This is a genomic window from Lentzea atacamensis, from assembly GCF_003269295.1.
GTDB classification, from domain to species: domain Bacteria; phylum Actinomycetota; class Actinomycetes; order Mycobacteriales; family Pseudonocardiaceae; genus Lentzea; species Lentzea atacamensis.
Genome location: NZ_QLTT01000001.1, coordinates 927334 through 945063, shown reverse-complemented (window position 1 = coordinate 945063; position 17730 = coordinate 927334). Strand labels below are relative to the sequence as shown.

Sequence of the window (17730 nt, the reverse complement as noted above, 5' to 3'; positions counted from 1 at the left end):
CCATGCGTTATCGCGTACTCGGGGGAACCGGCATCGAGGTCAGCCACCACTGCCTCGGTGCCATGATGTTCGGAGATGTCGCCAACAAGGACCACGACGAGGGCGTGCGGATCATCCACCGCGCACTCGACGCCGGCATCAACTTCGTCGACACCGCCGACATGTACTCGGCCGGGGAGTCCGAGGAGATCGTCGGCAAGGCGTTGAAGGACCGCAGGGACGACGTCGTGCTCGCCACCAAGGTGCACTTCCCGCTGGGTGAAGGCCGCAACCGCAGCGGCAACTCGCGCCGGTACGTCGTCAGGGCCGTCGAGGACAGCCTGCGCCGGCTCGGCACCGACTGGATCGACCTGTACCAGGTGCACCGGCCGGACTACACGACCGACATCGAGGAAACGCTGTCGGTGCTGACGGATCTGGTGCGGGACGGGAAGATCCGGGCGTTCGGGTGTTCGACGTTCCCGGCGGAGGAGATCGTCGAGGCGTACCACGTGTCGATGAACCGCGGGTTCCTGCGGTTCCGGACCGAGCAGCCGCCGTACTCGTTGCTGGCGAGAGGGATCGAGCGGTCTGTGCTGCCGACGTGCCGGCGACTCGGGATGGGGGTGCTGGTGTGGAGCCCGCTGGCGGGTGGGTTCCTGACGGGCAAGCACCGGCGTGGCGCGGCGGCTGAGGCGTTCCGGTCCACGTTGCACCCGCGGCGGTTCGACGAGACGTTGCCGGAGAACGCGGCGAAGTTCGACGCGGTGGAGCAGTTCGCGAAGCTCGCCGACGAGATGGGGGTGTCGCTGCCTGCGCTGGCGATCGCGTTCGCGACCACGCATCCGGCGGTGACCTCGGCGATCACCGGGCCGCGCACGATGGAGCAGCTGGAGTCGTTGCTGGAGGGCGCTTCGCTGGTGCTGACAGACGACGTGCTGGACCGGATCGACGAGATCGTGCCGCCGGGCGTGGACACCTACGACGTGCAGGGGTGGTGGAAGCCGGCGTCGCTGGCGGATGTCCACCAGCGACGCCGGCCACTCGACCAGCGCTGAACTGTCTGCGCTGAGCTACCAGGCCTGGGTGGTCAGGCCGGTGCCGAGGTAGATCTGGTCGTGCCCGTTGCCGTCGTTGTCGTCGGTGTAGACGATGCTGACTCGGCCCCACGGATCGACGCCGACGGCGGGCTCGTCCTGCCTGCCGGTGGCGTTCGAGACGGTGAGCTGCCGCGCGGGGCGGCCGGTGGTGGTGCCGTCGGGGTTGTAGACGTGGGTGTAGACGTCCTGTGCCTCCGCCGTGGTCACCGCGACGCCGAGCTGGTCGTCGATGCCGATCTGCGGGTCGGTGCCGGTGGTCTGGGCGACGGCGCCACGCGATGCCCCGGCCGCGGTGAAGGACTGGGTGCGGACACCGGACTGCTCCCAGGCGACCGCGAAGTCGCCGTTGAAGTTGGCCGCCACGGCGGGGCGCCTGCCTTGCCCCGTCGTGGTCTGCGCCTGCTTCACGCCGCCGGACGGGGTGAGGATCTTGCGGGCGACGTTGGCGTCGGCCTCCCACACCACGATCGCGTTGCCCGCGGCGCCCATGGCCACCTGGGGCTTGGCGTGGGTGCCGCCCGCGTTGTTGACCTGGGCCTCGTAGGTCTTGGACGAGATGGACGCGAACCCGCTCACGCGCACGGTGGGCGGGTTGGTGCCCTGCTTGTCCTCCCACGTCACCGCGAAGCCGCCGGTGTCCGGGTCGGCCGCGACGCTGGGGAAGTGCTGCTGGCCGTCGGAGCTCGCGTTGGCCGTGCCGGAGCCCGACACGGTGCCGCCGGCGCTGACCGAGCGGACCGCGATGTTGTAGTAACCGTTGCCGTCCGGGTCTTCCGACCACACGACGACGGCGGTGCCGTTCTCGTGCAGCGACACGTCGGGCTGCCAGTGACGCCAGTTGCCGGTGCCGCCGGTGCTCAGCTTCTTCTCGTAGAGGGAGGTGCCCTCCTTGTAGAGGCGGATCCAGATGTCGGAGTGGATCGGGTCCTCGGGGTTGGTGGAGTCGCGGTCGTCCTCCCACACGACGGCCGTGTAGCCGTTGCGGGTGGCCGAGACGGACGCGTTGTCCTGGTCGCCGCTCGACTCGCTGTTGACCGTGGACCACGTGATGGGCGCGGGGGCGAGCAGGAGGCTCGCGATCAGCAGTGTCTTCACGGCGCCTGCAATCCGGGGTTGGTGGCTTCGACGATGTAGCTGCCGACCGTCTTCACCGGGTAGTCGCGGACGGTGACCTTGTCGACGGCGCGGAAGTCCACGTTCATCTGCGTGGAGGTGGTGCGGGTGCGGACGTAGCCGCGCAGGTTCTTGAAGTACTTCACGTGCGGGTTCAGCGTCGGGTTGAGGCTGTTGTCGGCCGCGTTGCCGTCACCGCCGGACGTGATCGACGTGGTGACGAGCTCGGTGCCGATGATCCGGTTCTGCGTGCCGTAGTTCTGCATGAGGTTCGCGGCCCAGCTGCGGTGCACGTCGCCGGTGAGCACGACGGTGCCCTTGTTGCCGTTGGTGTCCCACGCGTTCTGGATGCGGGTGCGGTTGGCGGTGTAGCCGTCCCACGCGTCCATGCTCCTCGCGCCGTCAGCGCTGTTGAGCCTCTGGGCGAAGAACACCTGCTGGCCCAGGAAGTCCCAGGTGCCGAGCTTCTGGCGGAGGCCGTCGATCAGCCACGTCTCCTGCGAGGTGCCGGTGAGGGTTCGTGAGGGATTGTCGGCTTCCGGGCAGACCTTCGAGCCGTCACCGCACGCCTGGTCGGTGCGGTACTGGCGGGTGTCGAGCATGTGGAACGTGGCGAGGCTGCCCCAGCGGACCCTGCGGTGCAGCAACATGTTCTCCGCGGTGGGGGCCTGTGCGCTGCGCAGCGGCATGTGCTCGTAGTAGGCCTTGTACGCGGCCGCGCGGCGGGCCTTGAAGTCGCCTGCGGGGTTGGTGTCGTTGCGGATCAGGTTGGCGTAGTTGTTCTCGACCTCGTGGTCGTCCCAGACGACCAGCCAGGGCGCGGTGGCGTGCGCGGCCTGCAGGTCCGGGTCGGTCTTGTACTGGGCGTGGCGGACGCGGTAGTTGGCCAGCGTGCTGATCTCGGCGGCGGGCGCGAACTCGCGGACCTTCGTGGTCGTGGCGGCGCCCTCGTAGATGTAGTCGCCGAGGTGCAGGATCAGGTCGGGGTGCTCTTCCGCCATCCTGCGGTAGGCGGTGAAGTAGCCCTCCTCGTAGTGCGAGCACGAGGCGAAGAGCATGCTCAGCTCGGGCGAGGTGCCGACGGCCGGTGCGGTGAGGGCGCGGCCGACGGGGGAGATGTGGCCACCGGTGCGGAAGCGGTACCAGTACTCGCGGCCCGGTTCCAGGCCGGTGAGGGTGACGTGGACGGAGTGGGCACTCGCCTGTGTCGTCGTGAACGTGCCGGTGCGGGCGATGCTCGTGAAGCGTTCGTCGGTGGCGACCTGCCAGTCGACGGCGGTGTTGGTGTTCGGCATGCCGCCCAGGCCGTCGGCGTTCAACGGGTTGGGGGCGAGGCGGGTCCAGATCACGAACCCGTCGGCAGCCGGCTCGCCGGACGCGACACCCAGCGTGAAGGGGTAGCTGATCGCGTTGGCCAGCCTGGGAACGAGGACTCCAGCGCTCGCTCCCGCGAGGCCGCCCACGATGAAGGTACGTCTCCGTAACGTGGTCATGACCAGCAGATCTACCGAACGCCGGTAAAGGCCCGCCTAATCGCGTGTGGCCTCAAGGTGGTCTCCCACCAAGAAAGCGCCGCGTGGTCGTCGTGGTGGAGGTCGAACGCGTCGGCGAGCAGCTCGGCCGCGGACAGCGGGATTCCGGTGTCGCGCACGGCCCGGTAGAGCAGTGCCACGTGGTCGCGGGACCAGGACTCGAGGCGCAGTCCGGGTAATCGGTCGGCCTGGCAGCAGGGCTGGGCGCACACGACGATGTCGAACCACTCGTCGTCGTGGTCGTTGAACGCGACCGTGACGCCGAACCGGTCGGGCTGCAGCGCGATGACGGTGCTGTGGCGCGTCTCGTAGTGCAGCGGATAGGGCAGGGCGGCCAACCGGCGGGCGGCGTGCCGGTCCGGGCCTCGCAGCGGCACGGGGTCGTGATGTTTGCCGTGGTCGAGCACGACGACGTCCCATGCGCTGCGGGTCAGCCGGAGCGCGGTCGCGAGGCCCGCGATTCCGGCGCCCACCACGAGTGCTGTGGCCATGTCCAGCCCCTTCCCCCTAGGATTGAGGCTAGCGAACGTTCAGAAATTTCTGAAGACAGACAGGTTTGGTGTGACGGGCGAGACAGAGCGGAAGCGGGCGGCCCGCAAGGACGCCGCGGAGCACCTGGCGCTCACCCTGGCCGGTGCGGGGATGCAGCGGATGGCGGCGCGGGTGCTGGCGGCGTTCCTGTTCACCGACGAGCCGTCGCTGACCGCGGGTGACCTGGTCGCGGAGCTCGGCGCGAGCGCGGGGTCCGTGTCCGGTGCCGTCAAGACGGTCATGCAAATGGGACTGATCGAGCGGGTGGCGGCACCGGGCAGCCGTCGTGAGCACTACCGGATGCGCGATCGCGCGTGGACCACGCTCTACGGCAGGCAGCACGCCCCGATCGACGACATCCTGTCGGCCGTGGCGCGGGGCGTCGCGACGGTCGAACCGGGGCCGGCGCGTGAGCGGTTGATCTACATGCGGGACTTCTACGAGTTCCTGCTGGGCGAGGTGCCGTCGCTCATCGAGCGGTTCGAGCAGCGCCGTGCAGGACCCCGGCCATGATCAGGTCCAGCATTCGCCTGGCCTGATCCTGGTCGCCGTTCTGGGCGACGCCGACGAGCAGCGCCAACAGGTCCATGGGATCCGTCGTGGCGCCCAGCGGTTTCAGCAACAGTGACACCGCCTCCGTCATCTTCGCGCGGCTCTGCTCGAACGGGTTGATGCCCAGCGCGATCACGGCCTGCAACGCTTCCTTGAGGTCGCGCTTCGTTGCGGCGTAGGCGATGAAGCGGTCCATCCACTCGCGCAGCGCCGCCTCCGGGCCGAGGGTTTCCAGCAGCTCGGGGGCTGCGTCGCAGAGTTTTTCCAGCTCGGTGCGGTAGACGGCCTCGATCAGCGCCTCGCGGGTGGGGAAGTGCCGGTAGAGCGTGCCGATGCCGACGCCGGCCTTCTTGGCGATGGCGCCGAGCGTCACGTCCTTCTCGTGGGTGAACGCGTCGAGCGCCACCTCGAGCAGCAACTCGCGGTTGCGGACAGCGTCAGCACGCACTTTTCAACTCCTGTGGGTCACGCCACTTGCTAACCGGAGGCTCCTCCGTTTACTGTGGAACTCGAACCGGAGGAACCTCCGTTTCAGTGTACGACACAGGTTGGGGAATTCGATGAGTGAGCGCATCACCACCCCGTTCGGTTTCGAGACCACCGCTCTCGAGGTCGTCGAGGGCGTCGACCTCTCGGGCCGTCGCGCCGTGGTCACCGGTGGGGCGTCGGGCATCGGCGTCGAGACCGTGCGGGCGCTGGCCGCCGCGGGCGCCGAGGTCACCATCGCGGCGCGCAACGCCGAGGCGGGCCGGAAGGTCGCCGCGGAACTGTCCGCCGCCACCGGCAACGACCGGATCTTCGTCGCTCCGCTGGAGCTGACCTCGCAGGACTCGGTGCAGGAGTTCGTCCGCTCGTGGGACGGCCCGCTGCACCTGCTGATCAACAACGCGGGCGTCATGGCCACGCCGCTGACCCGCACCCCGGAGGGCTGGGAGCTCCAGTTCGCCACGAACCACTTCGGCCACTTCGCCCTGACGCTGGGCCTGTTCGGCGCGCTGCGCGCCGAGGGAGCCCGCGTCGTGAACGTCAGCTCGGCCGCTCACCTGTCGAGCCCCGTGGTGTTCGACGACATCCACTTCGAGCGCCGCGAGTACGACCGCTGGCAGGCGTACGGCCAGTCCAAGACCGCGAACGTCCTGTTCGGCGTCGAGGCGGGCAAGCGCTGGGCCGGCGAGGGCATCACGATGAACGCGCTGATGCCGGGCGGGATCCTGACGGCTCTGCAGCGGCACATCACGCGGGAGGACCTCGAGGAGCGCCGCCGGCTGCGTGGCGCCGCCGGCAAGCCGATGCAGCTCAAGACGCCCGAGCAGGGCGCGGCCACCACGCTGGTGCTCGCCGTCTCCCCGCTCGTCGAGGGCCGTTCCGGCCTCTACTTCGAAGACTGCGAGGAGGCGCTGCCCCACACCGAGGGCATGCCCAACGGCCTCGCCGCCTACGCACACGACCAGGAGGCCGCGGCCCAGCTGTGGCAGGTCTCCGAGGAAACGCTCAAGATCGGGGAACAGGCATGATCACCACCGGCTACGGCTTCGAGACCACCGCGCTGGACGTGGTGGAGGGAGTCGACCTCTCCGGCCGCCGCGCCGTCGTCACCGGCGGGGCGTCGGGCATCGGCGTCGAGACCGTCCGCGCGCTCGCCACGGCGGGCGCCGAGGTCACCATCGCGGCGCGCGACATCGACGCGGGCCAGCGCGTGGCGTCGTCGCTGACCACCGCCACGGGCAACAAGAAGATCTCGGTCGCACGCCTCGACCTGGCGTCGCAGGAGTCGGTGAAGGCGTTCGTGCGCACCTGGGACGGCCCGCTGCACCTGCTGGTCAACAACGCGGGAGTCATGGCCACCCCGTTGACCCGCACGCCGGAGGGCTGGGAGCTCCAGTTCGCCACGAACCACTTCGGCCACTTCACGCTGACCCTGGGCCTGTTCAACTCCCTGCGCGCCGAGGGCGCCCGCGTGGTCAACGTGAGCTCGTCCGCACACCTCATGGGCGACGTCGTGTTCGAGGACATCCACTACGAGCACCGCGAGTACGACCGCTGGCAGGCGTACGGCCAGTCCAAGACGGCGAACATCCTGTTCGGCGTCGAGGCCGGCCGGCGCTGGGCCTCCGAGGGCGTCACGATGAACGCGCTGATGCCCGGCAGCATCGCCACCAACCTGCAGCGCCACCTCACCGCGGAACAGCTGCAGGAGATCATCCGCCGGAACGACGCCGAGACCAGGCGCCGGGTGAAGACGCCGGAGCAGGGCGCCGCCACCACCCTGGTGGTAGCGACCACGCCGCTGCTGGAGGGCTTGTCCGGCAAGTACTTCGAGGACTGCAACGAGGCGCTGCCGCACACCGGTGGCGTGCTCTCCGGCGTGGCGCCGTACGCCCAGGACCCGGAGTCCGCGGCCCAGCTGTGGAAGGTCTCGGAGGAGGCCCTCGGGTTCTGAGGCCCGGCTTCCACGCGTGGTGGAGCTGGTCAGGAGGCCGACAGGACGCCCGTCGCGACCGCGGCGACCACGAGCCCGCCGAGCACCAGCAGGTAGGCGGCGAACGGGTAGAGCGAGTGGCGCCGGGCGTACCGGAGAAACCCGGCGGTGACAGCCAGGGCGAGCGCGTACGCGATGAGCGTGCCGACGAGCATCTGCACCGTGGTCGGTCCCGTGCTTTTGATCGAGAAAGCGCCGTTGAGCGTCAGACCGATCACCTCCGCTGTCACGGAGGAGGCGACCGCGAACAACAGGGCGAGTCTGAGCGCGGCACCGAGCGACCGCGTACACGGGGAGCGCTGTGGTCCGGTGGCCGTCGACGGTGATCGTGACCGCCTCCGCCGGCTTGCCGGGCGCCCCCGTTCGCGATGCATGCCAGGAGAGTCGTCACTCGGCCACGTTCCGTCACAGGCGACGGCTAGAGGTCTGGACCATTTCGTGCTTCAATGACATCGGGTCGCCGCCTGAACGCGAAAGGTGAGCGAATGTCTGCCCGATCGGCACTGACAGCCCTGCTTCTGCTCATTTCCGTCGTGCTCGTCCCGTCTGCCGCGCAGGCCGCCGACACGTGCGCGCCCAAGCCCCGCCCGGCGGGCAAGGTCCTGCACGGGTACTGGGAGAACTGGGACGGCGCGGCGAACGGGGTCCACCCGCCGTTCGGCTGGACCCCGATCACCGACAGCCGCATCAAGCAGCACGGCTACAACGTGATCAACGCGGCGTTCCCCGTCATCCGCTCCGACGGCACCGTGCTGTGGGAGGACGGCATGGACACCGGCGTCAAGGTCGCGACGCCCGCCGAGATGTGCGCGGCGAAGGCGGCGGGCGCGACGATCCTGCTGTCGATCGGTGGCGCGACGGCGGGTATCGACCTGAGCTCGGCCACGGTGGCCAACCGGTTCGTCGCCACGGTCGTGCCGATCCTGAAGAAGTACAACTTCGACGGCATCGACATCGACATCGAGACGGGCCTGGTGGGCAGTGGCAACATCAGCCAGCTGTCCGCCTCGCAGGCCAACCTGATCCGCATCATCGACGGTGTCCTCGCCGCGATGCCGCCGGGCTTCGGCCTGACGATGGCGCCGGAGACCGCGTACGTGACGGGTGGCAGCATCGTCTACGGCTCCATCTGGGGCGCGTATCTGCCGATCATCAAGAAGTACGCGGACAACGGCCGTCTCTGGTGGCTGAACATGCAGTACTACAACGGTTCCATGTACGGCTGTTCCGGCGACAGCTACCAGGCGGGCACCGTGCAGGGCTTCGTCGCCCAGACCCAGTGCCTCAACCGCGGCCTGGTCGTGCAGGGCACCACGATCAGGGTGCCCTACGACAAGCAGGTGCCGGGCCTGCCCGCGCAGCCGGGTGCCGGTGGCGGCTACATGAGCCCCTCGCTGGTCGGGCAGGCGTGGAACAGCTTCGGCGGCCAGCTCAAGGGCCTGATGACCTGGTCGATCAACTGGGACGGTTCGAAGAGCTGGACGTTCGGTGACAACGTGAAGCGCCTGCAGAACCGCTAGAGCACAACGGTGTTCTGCCCGGCGGCGATCTTCCACCCACCATCCTCTTTGGACAGGACGTAGAGCGGCGATCCCTCGTTCTGGTCGGTGATGGGCGTGCCGTCCAGCTTGACCGGACGCTGGCGGATCTTCACCGCCGCGACGTCGGGCCGGATGAACAGCACGTGCGTCACCTCGTAGGTGGCGAGCGCTTCCCTCATCGCGCCGGGCAGGACCTTGCGGGTGAAGGAGGCGATCTCGTCGCGGCCCGTGAGCCGCTTGCCGTGCGCGGTGGTCCAGATCGCGTCCTCTCTGAAGAGGCCGATGAACTCTTCAGGGAGCTCGTTCTGCTGGGCGTGCTGGACGGTGGCGACGAGCTTCTCGATTTCCGCGGTGTCGGTCATGCCCAAGATCGTCGTACCTCGACTTTGGTAGAGGTCAAGGGTTTTCCGGTGACCTTCGCGCCACCGGGCGATCTTGGGTAGGATCGGGCTGATGAACTGGAACCTGCCAGAGGAGTTCGTCACCCCGGACGGCGTGGTGCGCTGGGCCAGGATCGGCGCGGGGCGGCCGGTGGTGCTCCTGCACGGCACGCCGTTCAGTTCGTTCGTGTGGCGGGACGTGGCCGCGGACCTGGCCGCCGACCACGAGGTGTTCGTCTGGGACATGCTCGGTTACGGCCGCTCGGAGATGAGACAGGGACAGGACGTCTCGTTGCGGGCCCAGGGCCGGATCTTCGCCGATCTGCTGACCGAGTGGGGGCTCGCCCGGCCGCACGTGGTGGCCCACGACTTCGGCGGCGCGGTCGCCCTGCGCGCACATCTGTTGCACGGCGCCGAATACGCCGCGCTCGCGTTGCTCGACCCGGTCGCCGTGGCGCCGTGGGGATCGCCGTTCTTCCGGCTGGTGCAGGAGCACGCCGCGGTGTTCGAACGGTTGCCGGGCAACCTGCACGAGGCGTTGGTGCGTGAGTACGTGCGCTCGGCCAGCAGTCCCGGGATCGCCCCCGAGGTGCTCGACGGACTGGTGACGCCGTGGACCGGCGCGGCGGGGCAGCCCGCCTTCTACCGCCAGATCGCGCAGGCCGACCAGCGGTACACCGACGAGATCGAACCCCGGTACGGCGACATCACGATCCCGGTGACCGTGTGCTGGGGTGCGGACGACGAGTGGATCCCGCCGGCCAGGGGTGAGCAGCTGGCCGGCGCGATTCCCGGGGCCGGTCTGCACCTGGTGCCGGGTGCCGGGCACCTCGTGCAGCTCGACGCGCCCGGCCCGGTGCTCGATCTCGTGCGGAGCTTCCTGCGCTCAAGCCCTGGGCAGCACCCGTGACTCGTACGGTGCGGGCTTGTAGCCGGGGTTGAAGTAGCAGCCCGTGCCGTACTTGCCGTCGTGGCGCGGACAGGCGGCCGCGATCAGGTAGGGGTTGGCGCGCAGCCCCCACTTCTCCCACGCCTGCAACGCCTGCATGGCCGTGGCGTACTCGGAGTCGCTGAGGGTGCTGTGCGTGGCCTCGTTCGTGAACGTCTGCACGAGGTTCCACCACCGCCCGGCCTTGCGCACCGTGTCCCGGTAGGCGGACTCGTGCTCCACGAACGCCGTGGGGTCGCCGATCGCGTGCAGCGACAGCACCGGAATCTCGATCTTCCCGGTGAGGTCGCTGTCGTGGGCGAGCGCGGCGCGTGCCTCGGGGTCGGCGGCGAACCGTTCCACGCCGGCGTTCAGGGCCGCGTCGTCGTGCGAGCCCTGGTACGTCACGCCGGTGTTGCTCCACGGGTTCTTGCCGCCCAGGCGGTTGTGGACGATGTCGCGGAACGTGAACGTCGCGAAGTTCAGGTGCGAGTTCAGCGTCTCCTCGGGAATCTTCGTCACCGTCAGGACGTCGGTGAGCTTCTGCTGCTGCTCGGGCGTGCGGTTGCCCGCTGTGCCAAGGCATTCCTCGATGCGGCTGCGCAACCCGGCCGTGGTCATCGTGGAGCCGGCGCGCAGGCCCAGCCACAGCGGGTACTGCACCTCGGTCGGGCGCGGGTGGTTGCCGCAGTAGTACTGGTAGACCACGCGCAGGTCGACGCGGTAGTCGTAGCCGCGGGTGCCGCCCGCCATGACGCCGTTGGTGAGCAGTGCGGCGTCGTAGCCCTGGTACAGCTCGATGGTCTTGGCCGCGACGTTGCCGCCCCACGACTGGCCGTGGAGGTAGACCTTGTGCGGCTTGAGCATCGTGCTGACCATCTTGCGCAGGTTGTCGGTGTCCTCCGCAGCCATCCGCGTGCCGTAACCGCCGCGCCGGTACGAGGTGCCCGCCCAGGCGTAGCCCTCCTTGACCATGACGGCCCAGCGGTTCAGGTCGTCACGCGTGCGCTCGGGCGTGGGATCGCCCAGGTCAGGACCGCCGTGCGAGTGCACGACCAGCGTCTTGTTCCACTTCTTCGGCACGGCGATCGTGTAGTACGCGCCGTTGGCGTCCCTGCCCTCGTAACAGGTGGTGCCGGCGGGGACGTTCGCCGGGCACGGTGCCGTTGGCGGCAGATGCGCGGGCGTCGTGACGCTCGCGGCCAGTGCGAATGCCAGCAGGACGTTCATGGCGGGAATCGTGAGCCCGGCTCTACTAGTGGTCCAGGTCACGCCCGCAAACTTGGGATTGCCCTGACGTTGGGTCCCGCTGGCTCAGGTGGGCCGCCGCCTGACCCGGTACGGTCGTCGGTGTGCAGTATCCAGCCGAACCGTGGCACATGCGGGGCTCTCTCGTGATCTCCGTCTTCCGGGTGCCGCGCGAGCTGGTGCCCGATGTCCACCTGCCCGAGGGTGCGCGGATGATCACCTTGGCGGGCAACGCGTTCGTGGCCGTGGCGTTCGTGTCGTACGAGCCGGGCAGCGCGCTCACCTACGACGAGCTGCTGGTGGCCACGCCGGTGTGGGACCGTGGTGGAGTGGCCGTGTCGGTGCCGCAGATCTGGGTCGACAGCGAGGCGTCCAGGCAGGGCGGCCGCGAGCTGTGGGCGATCCCGAAGCAGCTCGCCCGGTTCGGTGAAGGCTCGTCGATCGCGTGCGTGGCCGCGACCGGTGGCGTGGCATTGCCCGGCACCTGGAGCACGGCGGGCTGGACGGCACAGCGGCTGGACGGCCGCGACGTCCGCGCGAGGATGCGCCTGTCCGGGCGGTACCGGCTGGTGCGGGCCGCGTGGATGTTCCCGGCCGGCGGGCCGCTCGGCTACCTCACCGGCCGCACGCCGCTGGTCAGCTTCGCGACGCGGGACATGCGGCTCACCTTCGGGCAGGCCTCGTAGCCCCGACGTACTGGACGCTGTTGAGCACGTGCTGTGCCCACGCCCGGTCAGCCGGGAAGCGGTGGACGATGCGCACGGACAGCATCGTGCCGGGACGGACGACGTGCCCGTGGAACACCTGCTCCTCGTGGCCGTCGATGACCTCGCTGAGCCAGAACGCGTGCCGCAGCTCCGTACCGATGTGCTCGACGGAGTGCTCGGCGCTCGCGGGGTAGCCCTCCAGAACCGCGCCCAGGAAGTCGCTCGAGCTGCCCCCGGTGCGGTCGGCGTAGACGTCGAGGCTGACCCGGCGGCCGGGGCTCGTGAAGTGCACCGTGAGGTTTTCGACCGTGCAGCGCATGCCCGCGGTCCGCTCGATGGTCCACACCTCGCCCAGCGTCTCGCGGACGGGGATCGGCAGCGGCTGCCGGATGCAGCTCAGCACCTCGTCGCGGTCCCATTCCCGCTCCAGCAGCGGGTGCGAGGTGTAGTACGGCAGCTCGTCGGCGTTGAGGACCGCCGCCTCGACCGGGGTGCCGAGCAGGTCCCACGGCGCGATGAAGTTCGCGAACGTGCCGGCGACGCGCAGGTTCGCGTACTCACTGTCGTTGTCCCACACCGCATGCGCGTACATGGCGTCGACCTTGCTGATCTGCATCCACGCGCCGAACACCAGTTCGGTTCCGCCGGTCAGCCGAACGGGGAGCAGGCAACGGAGGTACGAGTCACCGCCCGGTCCGACCAGCAGGCCACCGGTCGGCGCGCCGAGTTGCTCAGCCGGCACGCCGATCAGCTGCTCCGGGCGGTTCAACCGGTAGTCGATGCGGCCCGTGGTCGTGATCTCGGCTCCGCAGCATCCGCATTGGACGGTCATGCGGGAATGCTAGAGCTCAACCTCATCAAGAAGTCGTGAACGCACCAAGAAACGCATTCCAAGTGGCGCCTCCAAGGAGAACCCGCTCCCACGACCCGGCACCACGTCGATCGTCAGATGCGTGTGGCTCCAGTACTCGAACTGCGCCGCGGACATCCACACAGGAACGACCGACGAGTCCACCGCGAGATCCCCGAGGTGCACGTCCGACGAACCGGTCCGGAACTCCCCGGCGGGGTAGCACATGGGCGCGGAACCGTCGCAGCAGCCGCCGGACTGGTGGAACATCAGGTCGCCGTGGTCCGCCAGGAGGCGGCGGAGCACGTCCGCCGCCTCCCGGGTCAGTGCCACGCGGGGCATCAGAAGAAGCCCAGGGCGTTCGGGGAGTAGCTGACGAGCAGGTTCTTGGTCTGCTGGTAGTGGTCGAGCATCACTCGGTGGTTCTCGCGGCCGATGCCGGACTGCTTGTAGCCGCCGAACGCCGCGTGTGCCGGGTAGGCGTGATAGTTGTTCACCCACACGCGGCCCGCCTGGATGTCGCGGCCCGCGCGGTAGGCGACGGAGCCGTCGCGGGACCACACGCCAGCGCCGAGGCCGTAGAGGGTGTCGTTCGCGGTTTTCAGGGCGTCGTCGTAGTCGGAGAACGACGTGACGGCGACGACCGGGCCGAAGATCTCCTCCTGGAAGATCCGCATCTTGTTGTGGCCCTCGAAGACGGTCGGCGTCACGTAGTAGCCGCCGGACAGCTCGCCGCCGAGATCCGCGCGCTCGCCGCCCGTCAGCACGCGGGCGCCCTCCTGCTTGCCGATGTCGATGTACGAAAGGATCTTCTCGAGCTGGTCGTTGGACGCCTGCGCGCCGATCATCGTCTCGGTGTCGAGCGGGTTGCCCTGCTTGATCGCGCGGGTGCGTTCCAGGGCGTCGCCCAGGAACTGGTCGTAGATCTCGCTCTGGATCAGCGCGCGCGACGGGCACGTGCAGACCTCACCCTGGTTCAGCGCGAACATCGTGAAGCCTTCGAGGGCCTTGTCGTAGAAGGCATCCCGCTGCGCCGCCACGTCGGAGAAGAACAGGTTCGGCGACTTGCCGCCGAGCTCCAGCGTGACCGGGATGATGTTCTCGCTGGCGTACTGCATGATCAACCGGCCGGTGGTCGTCTCGCCGGTGAACGCCACCTTCGCCACACGCCGCGAGGACGCCAGCGGTTTGCCCGCCTCGACGCCGAAACCGTTGACCACGTTCACGACGCCCGGTGGCAGCAGGTCGGCGATCAGGTCCATCAGCACGTGGATCGACGCCGGCGTCTGCTCGGCGGGCTTCAGGACCACCGCGTTGCCCGCGGCGAGCGCCGGCGCGAGCTTCCAGACCGCCATGAGCAACGGGAAGTTCCACGGGATGATCTGGCCGACGACGCCGAGCGGCTCCTGGAAGTGGTACGCCACCAGGTCTTCGTCGATCTGCGAGATGCCGCCCTCCTGCGCGCGGATGACGCCCGCGAAGTAGCGGAAGTGGTCGACCGCGAGCGGCAGGTCGGCGGCCAGCGTCTCGCGGATCGGCTTGCCGTTCTCCCACGTCTCGGCGACGGCCAGGGCCTCGAGGTTGGCCTCGATGCGGTCGGCGACCTTGTTGAGCACGTTGGCGCGGTCGGCGGGGGAGGTCCTGCCCCACGCGCGGGCGGCGCCGTGGGCCGCGTCGAGCGCGCGGTCGACGTCCTCCGCGGTGCCGCGGGCGATCTCGGTGAACTCCTCACCGGTGACCGGGGTGGGGTTGGCGAAGTACTCGCCCTTGGCGGGCGGCACGTGCTCGCCTCCGATGAAGTGGTCGTACCGGTCGCGGTACGTCACCACGCTGCCGGGTTGTCCTGGAGCCGCGTACTTGCCCATCGTCTCGCCTCCCGCATCGTTGCGAACTGACGGCGACGCTAGGTAGTGCAACGTTTCACGCACGTTGCATCCGAAAGGAGTAACGGCTTGGCGCAGAAGGCCCGTCATCCTGGAGTGGTGACGGACCTCGGCGAAGCAACGCGGCCGGTGATCGCCGAGTCGTGGCGGCGGTCCCTCGCGGCGCGCGTCGACCCCGACCGGCACGAGGCGCCGGTGGTCTACGCGCCCGACGAGATCGCGGACCTGCGCGGCACGCACCCGCTGGCGACGACGGTGCCGCTGCTGCGGCACACCCTGTCGATGGACGACACGATCATGATCGTCACCGACACCCGCGGGCACATCCTGTGGTGCGAGGGCGACAACGGGGTGCGGCACAAGGCCGAACGCGTCCACCTCACCGAGGGGTCGCGCTGGAGCGAGGACGCCATCGGCACCAACGCGATGGGCACGGCCCTCGCCACCGGCAAACCCGTCACGGTGCACTCGCGCGAGCACCTCGTGCGGACCTACCACGGCTGGACGTGCGCGGCGAGCCCCGTCCACGACCCCCACAGCGGACTGCTGCTGGGCGTGGTCGACGTGAGCGGGCCGCTCAGGACCATGCACCCGGCCGTCGCGCAGCTCGTGTCGGCCGCCGCCACGCTGGCCGAGCACCACCTGCGGCAGCACCTGGTGCGGCGCGAGCACGTGCTGACGCTGAACTTCCTCGGCGGGCCGCACGCCGACCTGGACGGGCGGCCGCTGGTCCTGACGCTGCGCAACGCGGAGGTGCTGACGGCGCTCGCGTTGCATCCCAAGGGGCTCACCGCCGAACAACTCGCCTTGCTGCTCTACGGTGAACGCGGGAACCCGACCACGGTCCGCGCCGAGCTGCACAGGTTGCGCGCTCAGCTCGGTGGTGTGCTGCTGACCAGACCGTACCGGCTGGACGCGGTGGTCAGAGGCGACTTCCTCGACGTGCGCACGGCGCTGAGATCAGGCGACGCGCGGCGGGCCACCCGGCACTACAGCGGCGATCTGCTGCCCCGTTCGGACGCGCCGGTCGTGCGGGAGGAACGGGCAGATCTCGCCGCCGCGGTGCGAAGAGGCGTGCTGGACACCGGAGACGTCGACTCGCTGCTGTCGTTCGCGGACAGCGCGGAGGACGCCGAGGTGCTCGAACGGCTGCACCTGATGCTCCCGGTCACCGATCCCCGTCACGCTCTTGTCTCCTCGCGCCTGCGAAGGGCGTTGGAATAGGCTTCCCTGCGGGGGAGGGGCGAAGTGAAGCAGTGCATCAACTGCATGACCAGGTTGCCGCGCAAGGAGGTCACCGAGGTCGCGTGGTGCGCCTTGTGCGCGCCGTGCCTGCGGGTCGTGTCGGATCAGATGAAGCTGGTGCACGACCGGCCAGGTGGCGCCGCCGTGCAGATCTACCGGTGCGGCTGGTGCGGTGTCGCACGCTCGTGCGGCGTCGGCTGGCGGACGCGGTGCCAGGTGTGCCTGGACGACAGGTCGGTGCCGGACCCGGCCGTGCAGAAGATCGCGCGCCGGCTCGAGCTCGACGGAACCTGGCGGGAGAACTCGGAGTTCATCGCCGCGACGACCGTGAAGATCAGGCTCGCGAAGTACTTCCAGCCGGGCTGGACCGTGCTCGCGACCGATGTGCACGGCCTGCCGTGGACCGGCTTCCGGTGGCTCACGAAGTCCCACGGGACCTGGGGGCGCAACGCGGAGACCGGCGAGGTGGCGCTGCTCAGGCACTCGCGCGGCGAGGAGAACCTGCTCTACCTGGTGCGGTACGGGAAGGTGCTCAAGTTCGGGCGCGGCAACTCGCACCGCGTCGCCGCCCACGTCGAGCTGGGCGCCGTGCCGGTGCTCGTGCTCACCGCCTCCAGCCAGGAGGTCGTCGTCGCCCGGGATCGCCTGAAACGCTTGCACCGCACGGAGATGGTGTCGATGCGCACGCCGGTGGACCTGTTCGCGGTGCTGCCGGACGGACAGGACGTCACCGATCGGTGCACACCGGGCTGAGGTCTCGTCCGGCGATTCGGGGTACTCCACCGCGATGGACGAGATCGTCGTGGTGGGACAGATAGCGCGGGACCTGGTCCTCGTCGTCGACGAGGTGCCGGGCCCAGGTGGCACGGCGCCGGTTCGCGAGCGCCGCGAGATGCTCGGCGGCAAGGGCGCGAACATCGCGGTCGGCCTGGCCCAGCTCGGCGCGCCGGTGCGGCTCGTGGGCGTGGTCGGCGACGACGACGTCGGCGAGCGGCTGATCGCGCGGGCGGCGGCGGACGGGATCGACACCGGCTCCGTCGTGCGGCGGCCGGACTGTGCGACCGGGCTGATCGTCGACGTGGTGGCCGGCGGGTGGCGGTACCTCGAAGACCTCCCGGACGGCGTCCTGCTCACCGAGAGCGACATCGACCCGGACGTGATGGCTCAGGCCGGGGCCGTCGTCCTGCAGCTGCAGCAGCCGCCGGAGGTGGCGCTGAAGGCGGCACGGGCTGCGCGGGGGCGCGTCGTTCTCGACGGGTCGCCGGAACGGCTGCGAGACGAACTGCTGGCGTGTGCGGACGTGGTGCGCGCCGACCACCAGGAGGCCGAGCTGCTGTCCGGCCGGAAGATCACCGCCGCGGACGATGCGGTGCTGGCGGCGCGTGAGGTGATGGAGCGCGGCCCTGGGTTCGTGGCGTTCGCCGTGGACGACGTGGGCAACGTGTTCGCGTGGGACGACGGTGAGCTCGTGGTGCCGCTGGGGGACGTCGAGGTGGTGGACACGACCGGGGGCGGCGACGCGTTCGTGGCGGCGCTGACCTTCGCGCTCAGCCGTGGGGACGGGCCCGCGGACGCCGCCAGGCTCGCGGTGAAGGCCTCCGGGGACACCGTCACGCGCCCAGGTGGACGGCCGGACCTCACCGGATGCTGATCAGGAGCGTT

Annotated in this window: 20 protein-coding genes; 10 read left to right on the top strand and 10 right to left on the bottom strand. The window is 69.5% G+C overall.

The annotated features are described in order from the left end of the window. Window positions 1-2 precede the first annotated feature (2 nt). Window positions 3-1037, top strand: coding sequence for an aldo/keto reductase (locus C8D87_RS04465; protein WP_112226262.1), 1035 nt, complete (start codon window positions 3-5; stop codon window positions 1035-1037). Between the two features lie 15 nt (window positions 1038-1052). Here C8D87_RS04465 and C8D87_RS04460 read toward each other — a convergent pair whose 3' ends face one another. The 3 genes from C8D87_RS04460 to C8D87_RS04450 are packed head-to-tail and all read right to left on the bottom strand — an operon-like array spanning window position 1053 to window position 4215. Beyond that, entirely contained in the window at window positions 1053-2174 is a 1122-nt protein-coding gene (locus tag C8D87_RS04460; RefSeq protein ID WP_233440179.1) for a hypothetical protein, read from the bottom strand. After that, window positions 2171-3685: an alkaline phosphatase D family protein gene (locus C8D87_RS04455; protein WP_112225625.1), complete on the bottom strand. Its 1515-nt coding sequence runs from the start codon at window positions 3683-3685 to the stop codon at window positions 2171-2173. The genes C8D87_RS04460 and C8D87_RS04455 overlap by 4 nt, the downstream gene beginning before the upstream one ends. Window positions 3686-3696: 11 nt before the next feature. Then, window positions 3697-4215 (bottom strand): FAD-dependent oxidoreductase, encoded by a 519-nt coding sequence (locus C8D87_RS04450; RefSeq protein WP_109641364.1) that lies wholly within the window; start codon window positions 4213-4215, stop codon window positions 3697-3699. 70 nt (window positions 4216-4285) lie between these two features. Between C8D87_RS04450 and C8D87_RS04445 the strand changes: the two genes are divergently transcribed. Then, window positions 4286-4768: a GbsR/MarR family transcriptional regulator gene (locus tag C8D87_RS04445; RefSeq protein ID WP_233440178.1), complete on the top strand. Its 483-nt coding sequence runs from the start codon at window positions 4286-4288 to the stop codon at window positions 4766-4768. Here the strand turns inward: C8D87_RS04445 and C8D87_RS04440 are convergent. Then, window positions 4725-5255, bottom strand: a complete 531-nt coding sequence (locus tag C8D87_RS04440; RefSeq protein ID WP_109641363.1) for a TetR/AcrR family transcriptional regulator — start codon at window positions 5253-5255, stop codon at window positions 4725-4727. The two genes, C8D87_RS04445 and C8D87_RS04440, sit on opposite strands and share 44 nt — an antisense overlap. Window positions 5256-5367: 112 nt before the next feature. On the opposite strand from C8D87_RS04440, the gene C8D87_RS04435 reads away from it, so the two are divergent. Next, the gene (locus tag C8D87_RS04435) at window positions 5368-6321 is read left to right on the top strand and encodes an SDR family NAD(P)-dependent oxidoreductase (RefSeq protein ID WP_109641362.1); all 954 of its coding nucleotides are present in this window, start codon (window positions 5368-5370) and stop codon (window positions 6319-6321) included. Further along, window positions 6318-7247, top strand: coding sequence for an SDR family NAD(P)-dependent oxidoreductase (locus tag C8D87_RS04430; RefSeq protein WP_112225624.1), 930 nt, complete (start codon window positions 6318-6320; stop codon window positions 7245-7247). Before C8D87_RS04435 ends, C8D87_RS04430 begins: the two co-directional genes overlap by 4 nt. Before the next feature lie 29 nt (window positions 7248-7276). Here C8D87_RS04430 and C8D87_RS04425 read toward each other — a convergent pair whose 3' ends face one another. Further along, window positions 7277-7660: an undecaprenyl-diphosphate phosphatase gene (locus tag C8D87_RS04425; protein WP_112225623.1), complete on the bottom strand. Its 384-nt coding sequence runs from the start codon at window positions 7658-7660 to the stop codon at window positions 7277-7279. A gap of 111 nt (window positions 7661-7771) precedes the next feature. Here C8D87_RS04425 and C8D87_RS04420 point away from each other — a divergent pair, with 111 nt between their 5' ends. Further along, a complete protein-coding gene (locus C8D87_RS04420) occupies window positions 7772-8806 on the top strand; it encodes a chitinase (RefSeq protein ID WP_109641359.1) in 1035 nt (344 codons plus the stop codon). On the opposite strand, the gene C8D87_RS04415 is transcribed toward C8D87_RS04420, so the two are convergent. Beyond that, window positions 8803-9189: an SgcJ/EcaC family oxidoreductase gene (locus tag C8D87_RS04415; RefSeq protein ID WP_109641358.1), complete on the bottom strand. Its 387-nt coding sequence runs from the start codon at window positions 9187-9189 to the stop codon at window positions 8803-8805. The two genes, C8D87_RS04420 and C8D87_RS04415, sit on opposite strands and share 4 nt — an antisense overlap. A gap of 91 nt (window positions 9190-9280) precedes the next feature. Between C8D87_RS04415 and C8D87_RS04410 the strand changes: the two genes are divergently transcribed. Next, window positions 9281-10117 carry an alpha/beta fold hydrolase gene (locus C8D87_RS04410; RefSeq protein ID WP_112225622.1) on the top strand — a complete coding sequence of 279 codons (837 nt, stop codon included), beginning with the start codon at window positions 9281-9283 and terminating at the stop codon, window positions 10115-10117. Here the strand turns inward: C8D87_RS04410 and C8D87_RS04405 are convergent. Next, window positions 10094-11365, bottom strand: coding sequence for an alpha/beta hydrolase (locus C8D87_RS04405; protein ID WP_112225621.1), 1272 nt, complete (start codon window positions 11363-11365; stop codon window positions 10094-10096). The two genes, C8D87_RS04410 and C8D87_RS04405, sit on opposite strands and share 24 nt — an antisense overlap. Window positions 11366-11487: 122 nt before the next feature. On the opposite strand from C8D87_RS04405, the gene C8D87_RS04400 reads away from it, so the two are divergent. Continuing rightward, window positions 11488-12069: an acetoacetate decarboxylase family protein gene (locus C8D87_RS04400; RefSeq protein WP_146771619.1), complete on the top strand. Its 582-nt coding sequence runs from the start codon at window positions 11488-11490 to the stop codon at window positions 12067-12069. Here the strand turns inward: C8D87_RS04400 and C8D87_RS04395 are convergent. From C8D87_RS04395 to adh, 3 genes are read right to left on the bottom strand one after another with little or no spacing between them, the layout of a single operon-like run. After that, window positions 12047-12922 (bottom strand): hypothetical protein, encoded by an 876-nt coding sequence (locus tag C8D87_RS04395; RefSeq protein ID WP_112225619.1) that lies wholly within the window; start codon window positions 12920-12922, stop codon window positions 12047-12049. The genes C8D87_RS04400 and C8D87_RS04395 overlap by 23 nt on opposite strands. A gap of 9 nt (window positions 12923-12931) precedes the next feature. Continuing rightward, window positions 12932-13282 (bottom strand): DUF779 domain-containing protein, encoded by a 351-nt coding sequence (locus C8D87_RS04390; protein ID WP_170166301.1) that lies wholly within the window; start codon window positions 13280-13282, stop codon window positions 12932-12934. After that, the gene (gene adh, locus C8D87_RS04385) at window positions 13282-14805 is read right to left on the bottom strand and encodes an aldehyde dehydrogenase (protein ID WP_109641353.1); all 1524 of its coding nucleotides are present in this window, start codon (window positions 14803-14805) and stop codon (window positions 13282-13284) included. Before adh ends, C8D87_RS04390 begins: the two co-directional genes overlap by 1 nt. Window positions 14806-14892: 87 nt before the next feature. Between adh and C8D87_RS04380 the strand changes: the two genes are divergently transcribed. The 3 genes from C8D87_RS04380 to C8D87_RS04370 are packed head-to-tail and all read left to right on the top strand — an operon-like array spanning window position 14893 to window position 17719. Further along, window positions 14893-16047, top strand: a complete 1155-nt coding sequence (locus tag C8D87_RS04380) for a GAF domain-containing protein (RefSeq protein ID WP_112225618.1) — start codon at window positions 14893-14895, stop codon at window positions 16045-16047. Between the two features lie 24 nt (window positions 16048-16071). Further along, the gene (locus tag C8D87_RS04375) at window positions 16072-16821 is read left to right on the top strand and encodes a hypothetical protein (RefSeq protein ID WP_112225617.1); all 750 of its coding nucleotides are present in this window, start codon (window positions 16072-16074) and stop codon (window positions 16819-16821) included. 34 nt (window positions 16822-16855) lie between these two features. Beyond that, entirely contained in the window at window positions 16856-17719 is an 864-nt protein-coding gene (locus tag C8D87_RS04370) for a PfkB family carbohydrate kinase (RefSeq protein ID WP_112225616.1), read from the top strand. Window positions 17720-17730: the final 11 nt, after the last annotated feature.

What these genes read in the sequence shown, in the direction of transcription:
- C8D87_RS04420 (WP_109641359.1), top strand. Translation starts at nt 7,772, where the DNA reads ATGTCTGCCCGATCGGCACTGACAGCCCTGCTTCTGCTCATTTCCGTC.
- C8D87_RS04390 (WP_170166301.1), bottom strand. Translation starts at nt 13,282, where the DNA reads ATGCCCCGCGTGGCACTGACCCGGGAGGCGGCGGACGTGCTCCGCCGC.
- C8D87_RS04405 (WP_112225621.1), bottom strand. Translation starts at nt 11,365, where the DNA reads ATGAACGTCCTGCTGGCATTCGCACTGGCCGCGAGCGTCACGACGCCC.
- C8D87_RS04415 (WP_109641358.1), bottom strand. Translation starts at nt 9,189, where the DNA reads ATGACCGACACCGCGGAAATCGAGAAGCTCGTCGCCACCGTCCAGCAC.
- C8D87_RS04395 (WP_112225619.1), bottom strand. Translation starts at nt 12,922, where the DNA reads ATGACCGTCCAATGCGGATGCTGCGGAGCCGAGATCACGACCACGGGC.
- adh (WP_109641353.1), bottom strand. Translation starts at nt 14,805, where the DNA reads ATGGGCAAGTACGCGGCTCCAGGACAACCCGGCAGCGTGGTGACGTAC.
- C8D87_RS04435 (WP_109641362.1), top strand. Translation starts at nt 5,368, where the DNA reads ATGAGTGAGCGCATCACCACCCCGTTCGGTTTCGAGACCACCGCTCTC.
- C8D87_RS04410 (WP_112225622.1), top strand. Translation starts at nt 9,281, where the DNA reads ATGAACTGGAACCTGCCAGAGGAGTTCGTCACCCCGGACGGCGTGGTG.
- C8D87_RS04430 (WP_112225624.1), top strand. Translation starts at nt 6,318, where the DNA reads ATGATCACCACCGGCTACGGCTTCGAGACCACCGCGCTGGACGTGGTG.
- C8D87_RS04455 (WP_112225625.1), bottom strand. Translation starts at nt 3,685, where the DNA reads ATGACCACGTTACGGAGACGTACCTTCATCGTGGGCGGCCTCGCGGGA.
- C8D87_RS04425 (WP_112225623.1), bottom strand. Translation starts at nt 7,660, where the DNA reads ATGCATCGCGAACGGGGGCGCCCGGCAAGCCGGCGGAGGCGGTCACGA.
- C8D87_RS04450 (WP_109641364.1), bottom strand. Translation starts at nt 4,215, where the DNA reads ATGGCCACAGCACTCGTGGTGGGCGCCGGAATCGCGGGCCTCGCGACC.
- C8D87_RS04465 (WP_112226262.1), top strand. Translation starts at nt 3, where the DNA reads ATGCGTTATCGCGTACTCGGGGGAACCGGCATCGAGGTCAGCCACCAC.
- C8D87_RS04370 (WP_112225616.1), top strand. Translation starts at nt 16,856, where the DNA reads ATGGACGAGATCGTCGTGGTGGGACAGATAGCGCGGGACCTGGTCCTC.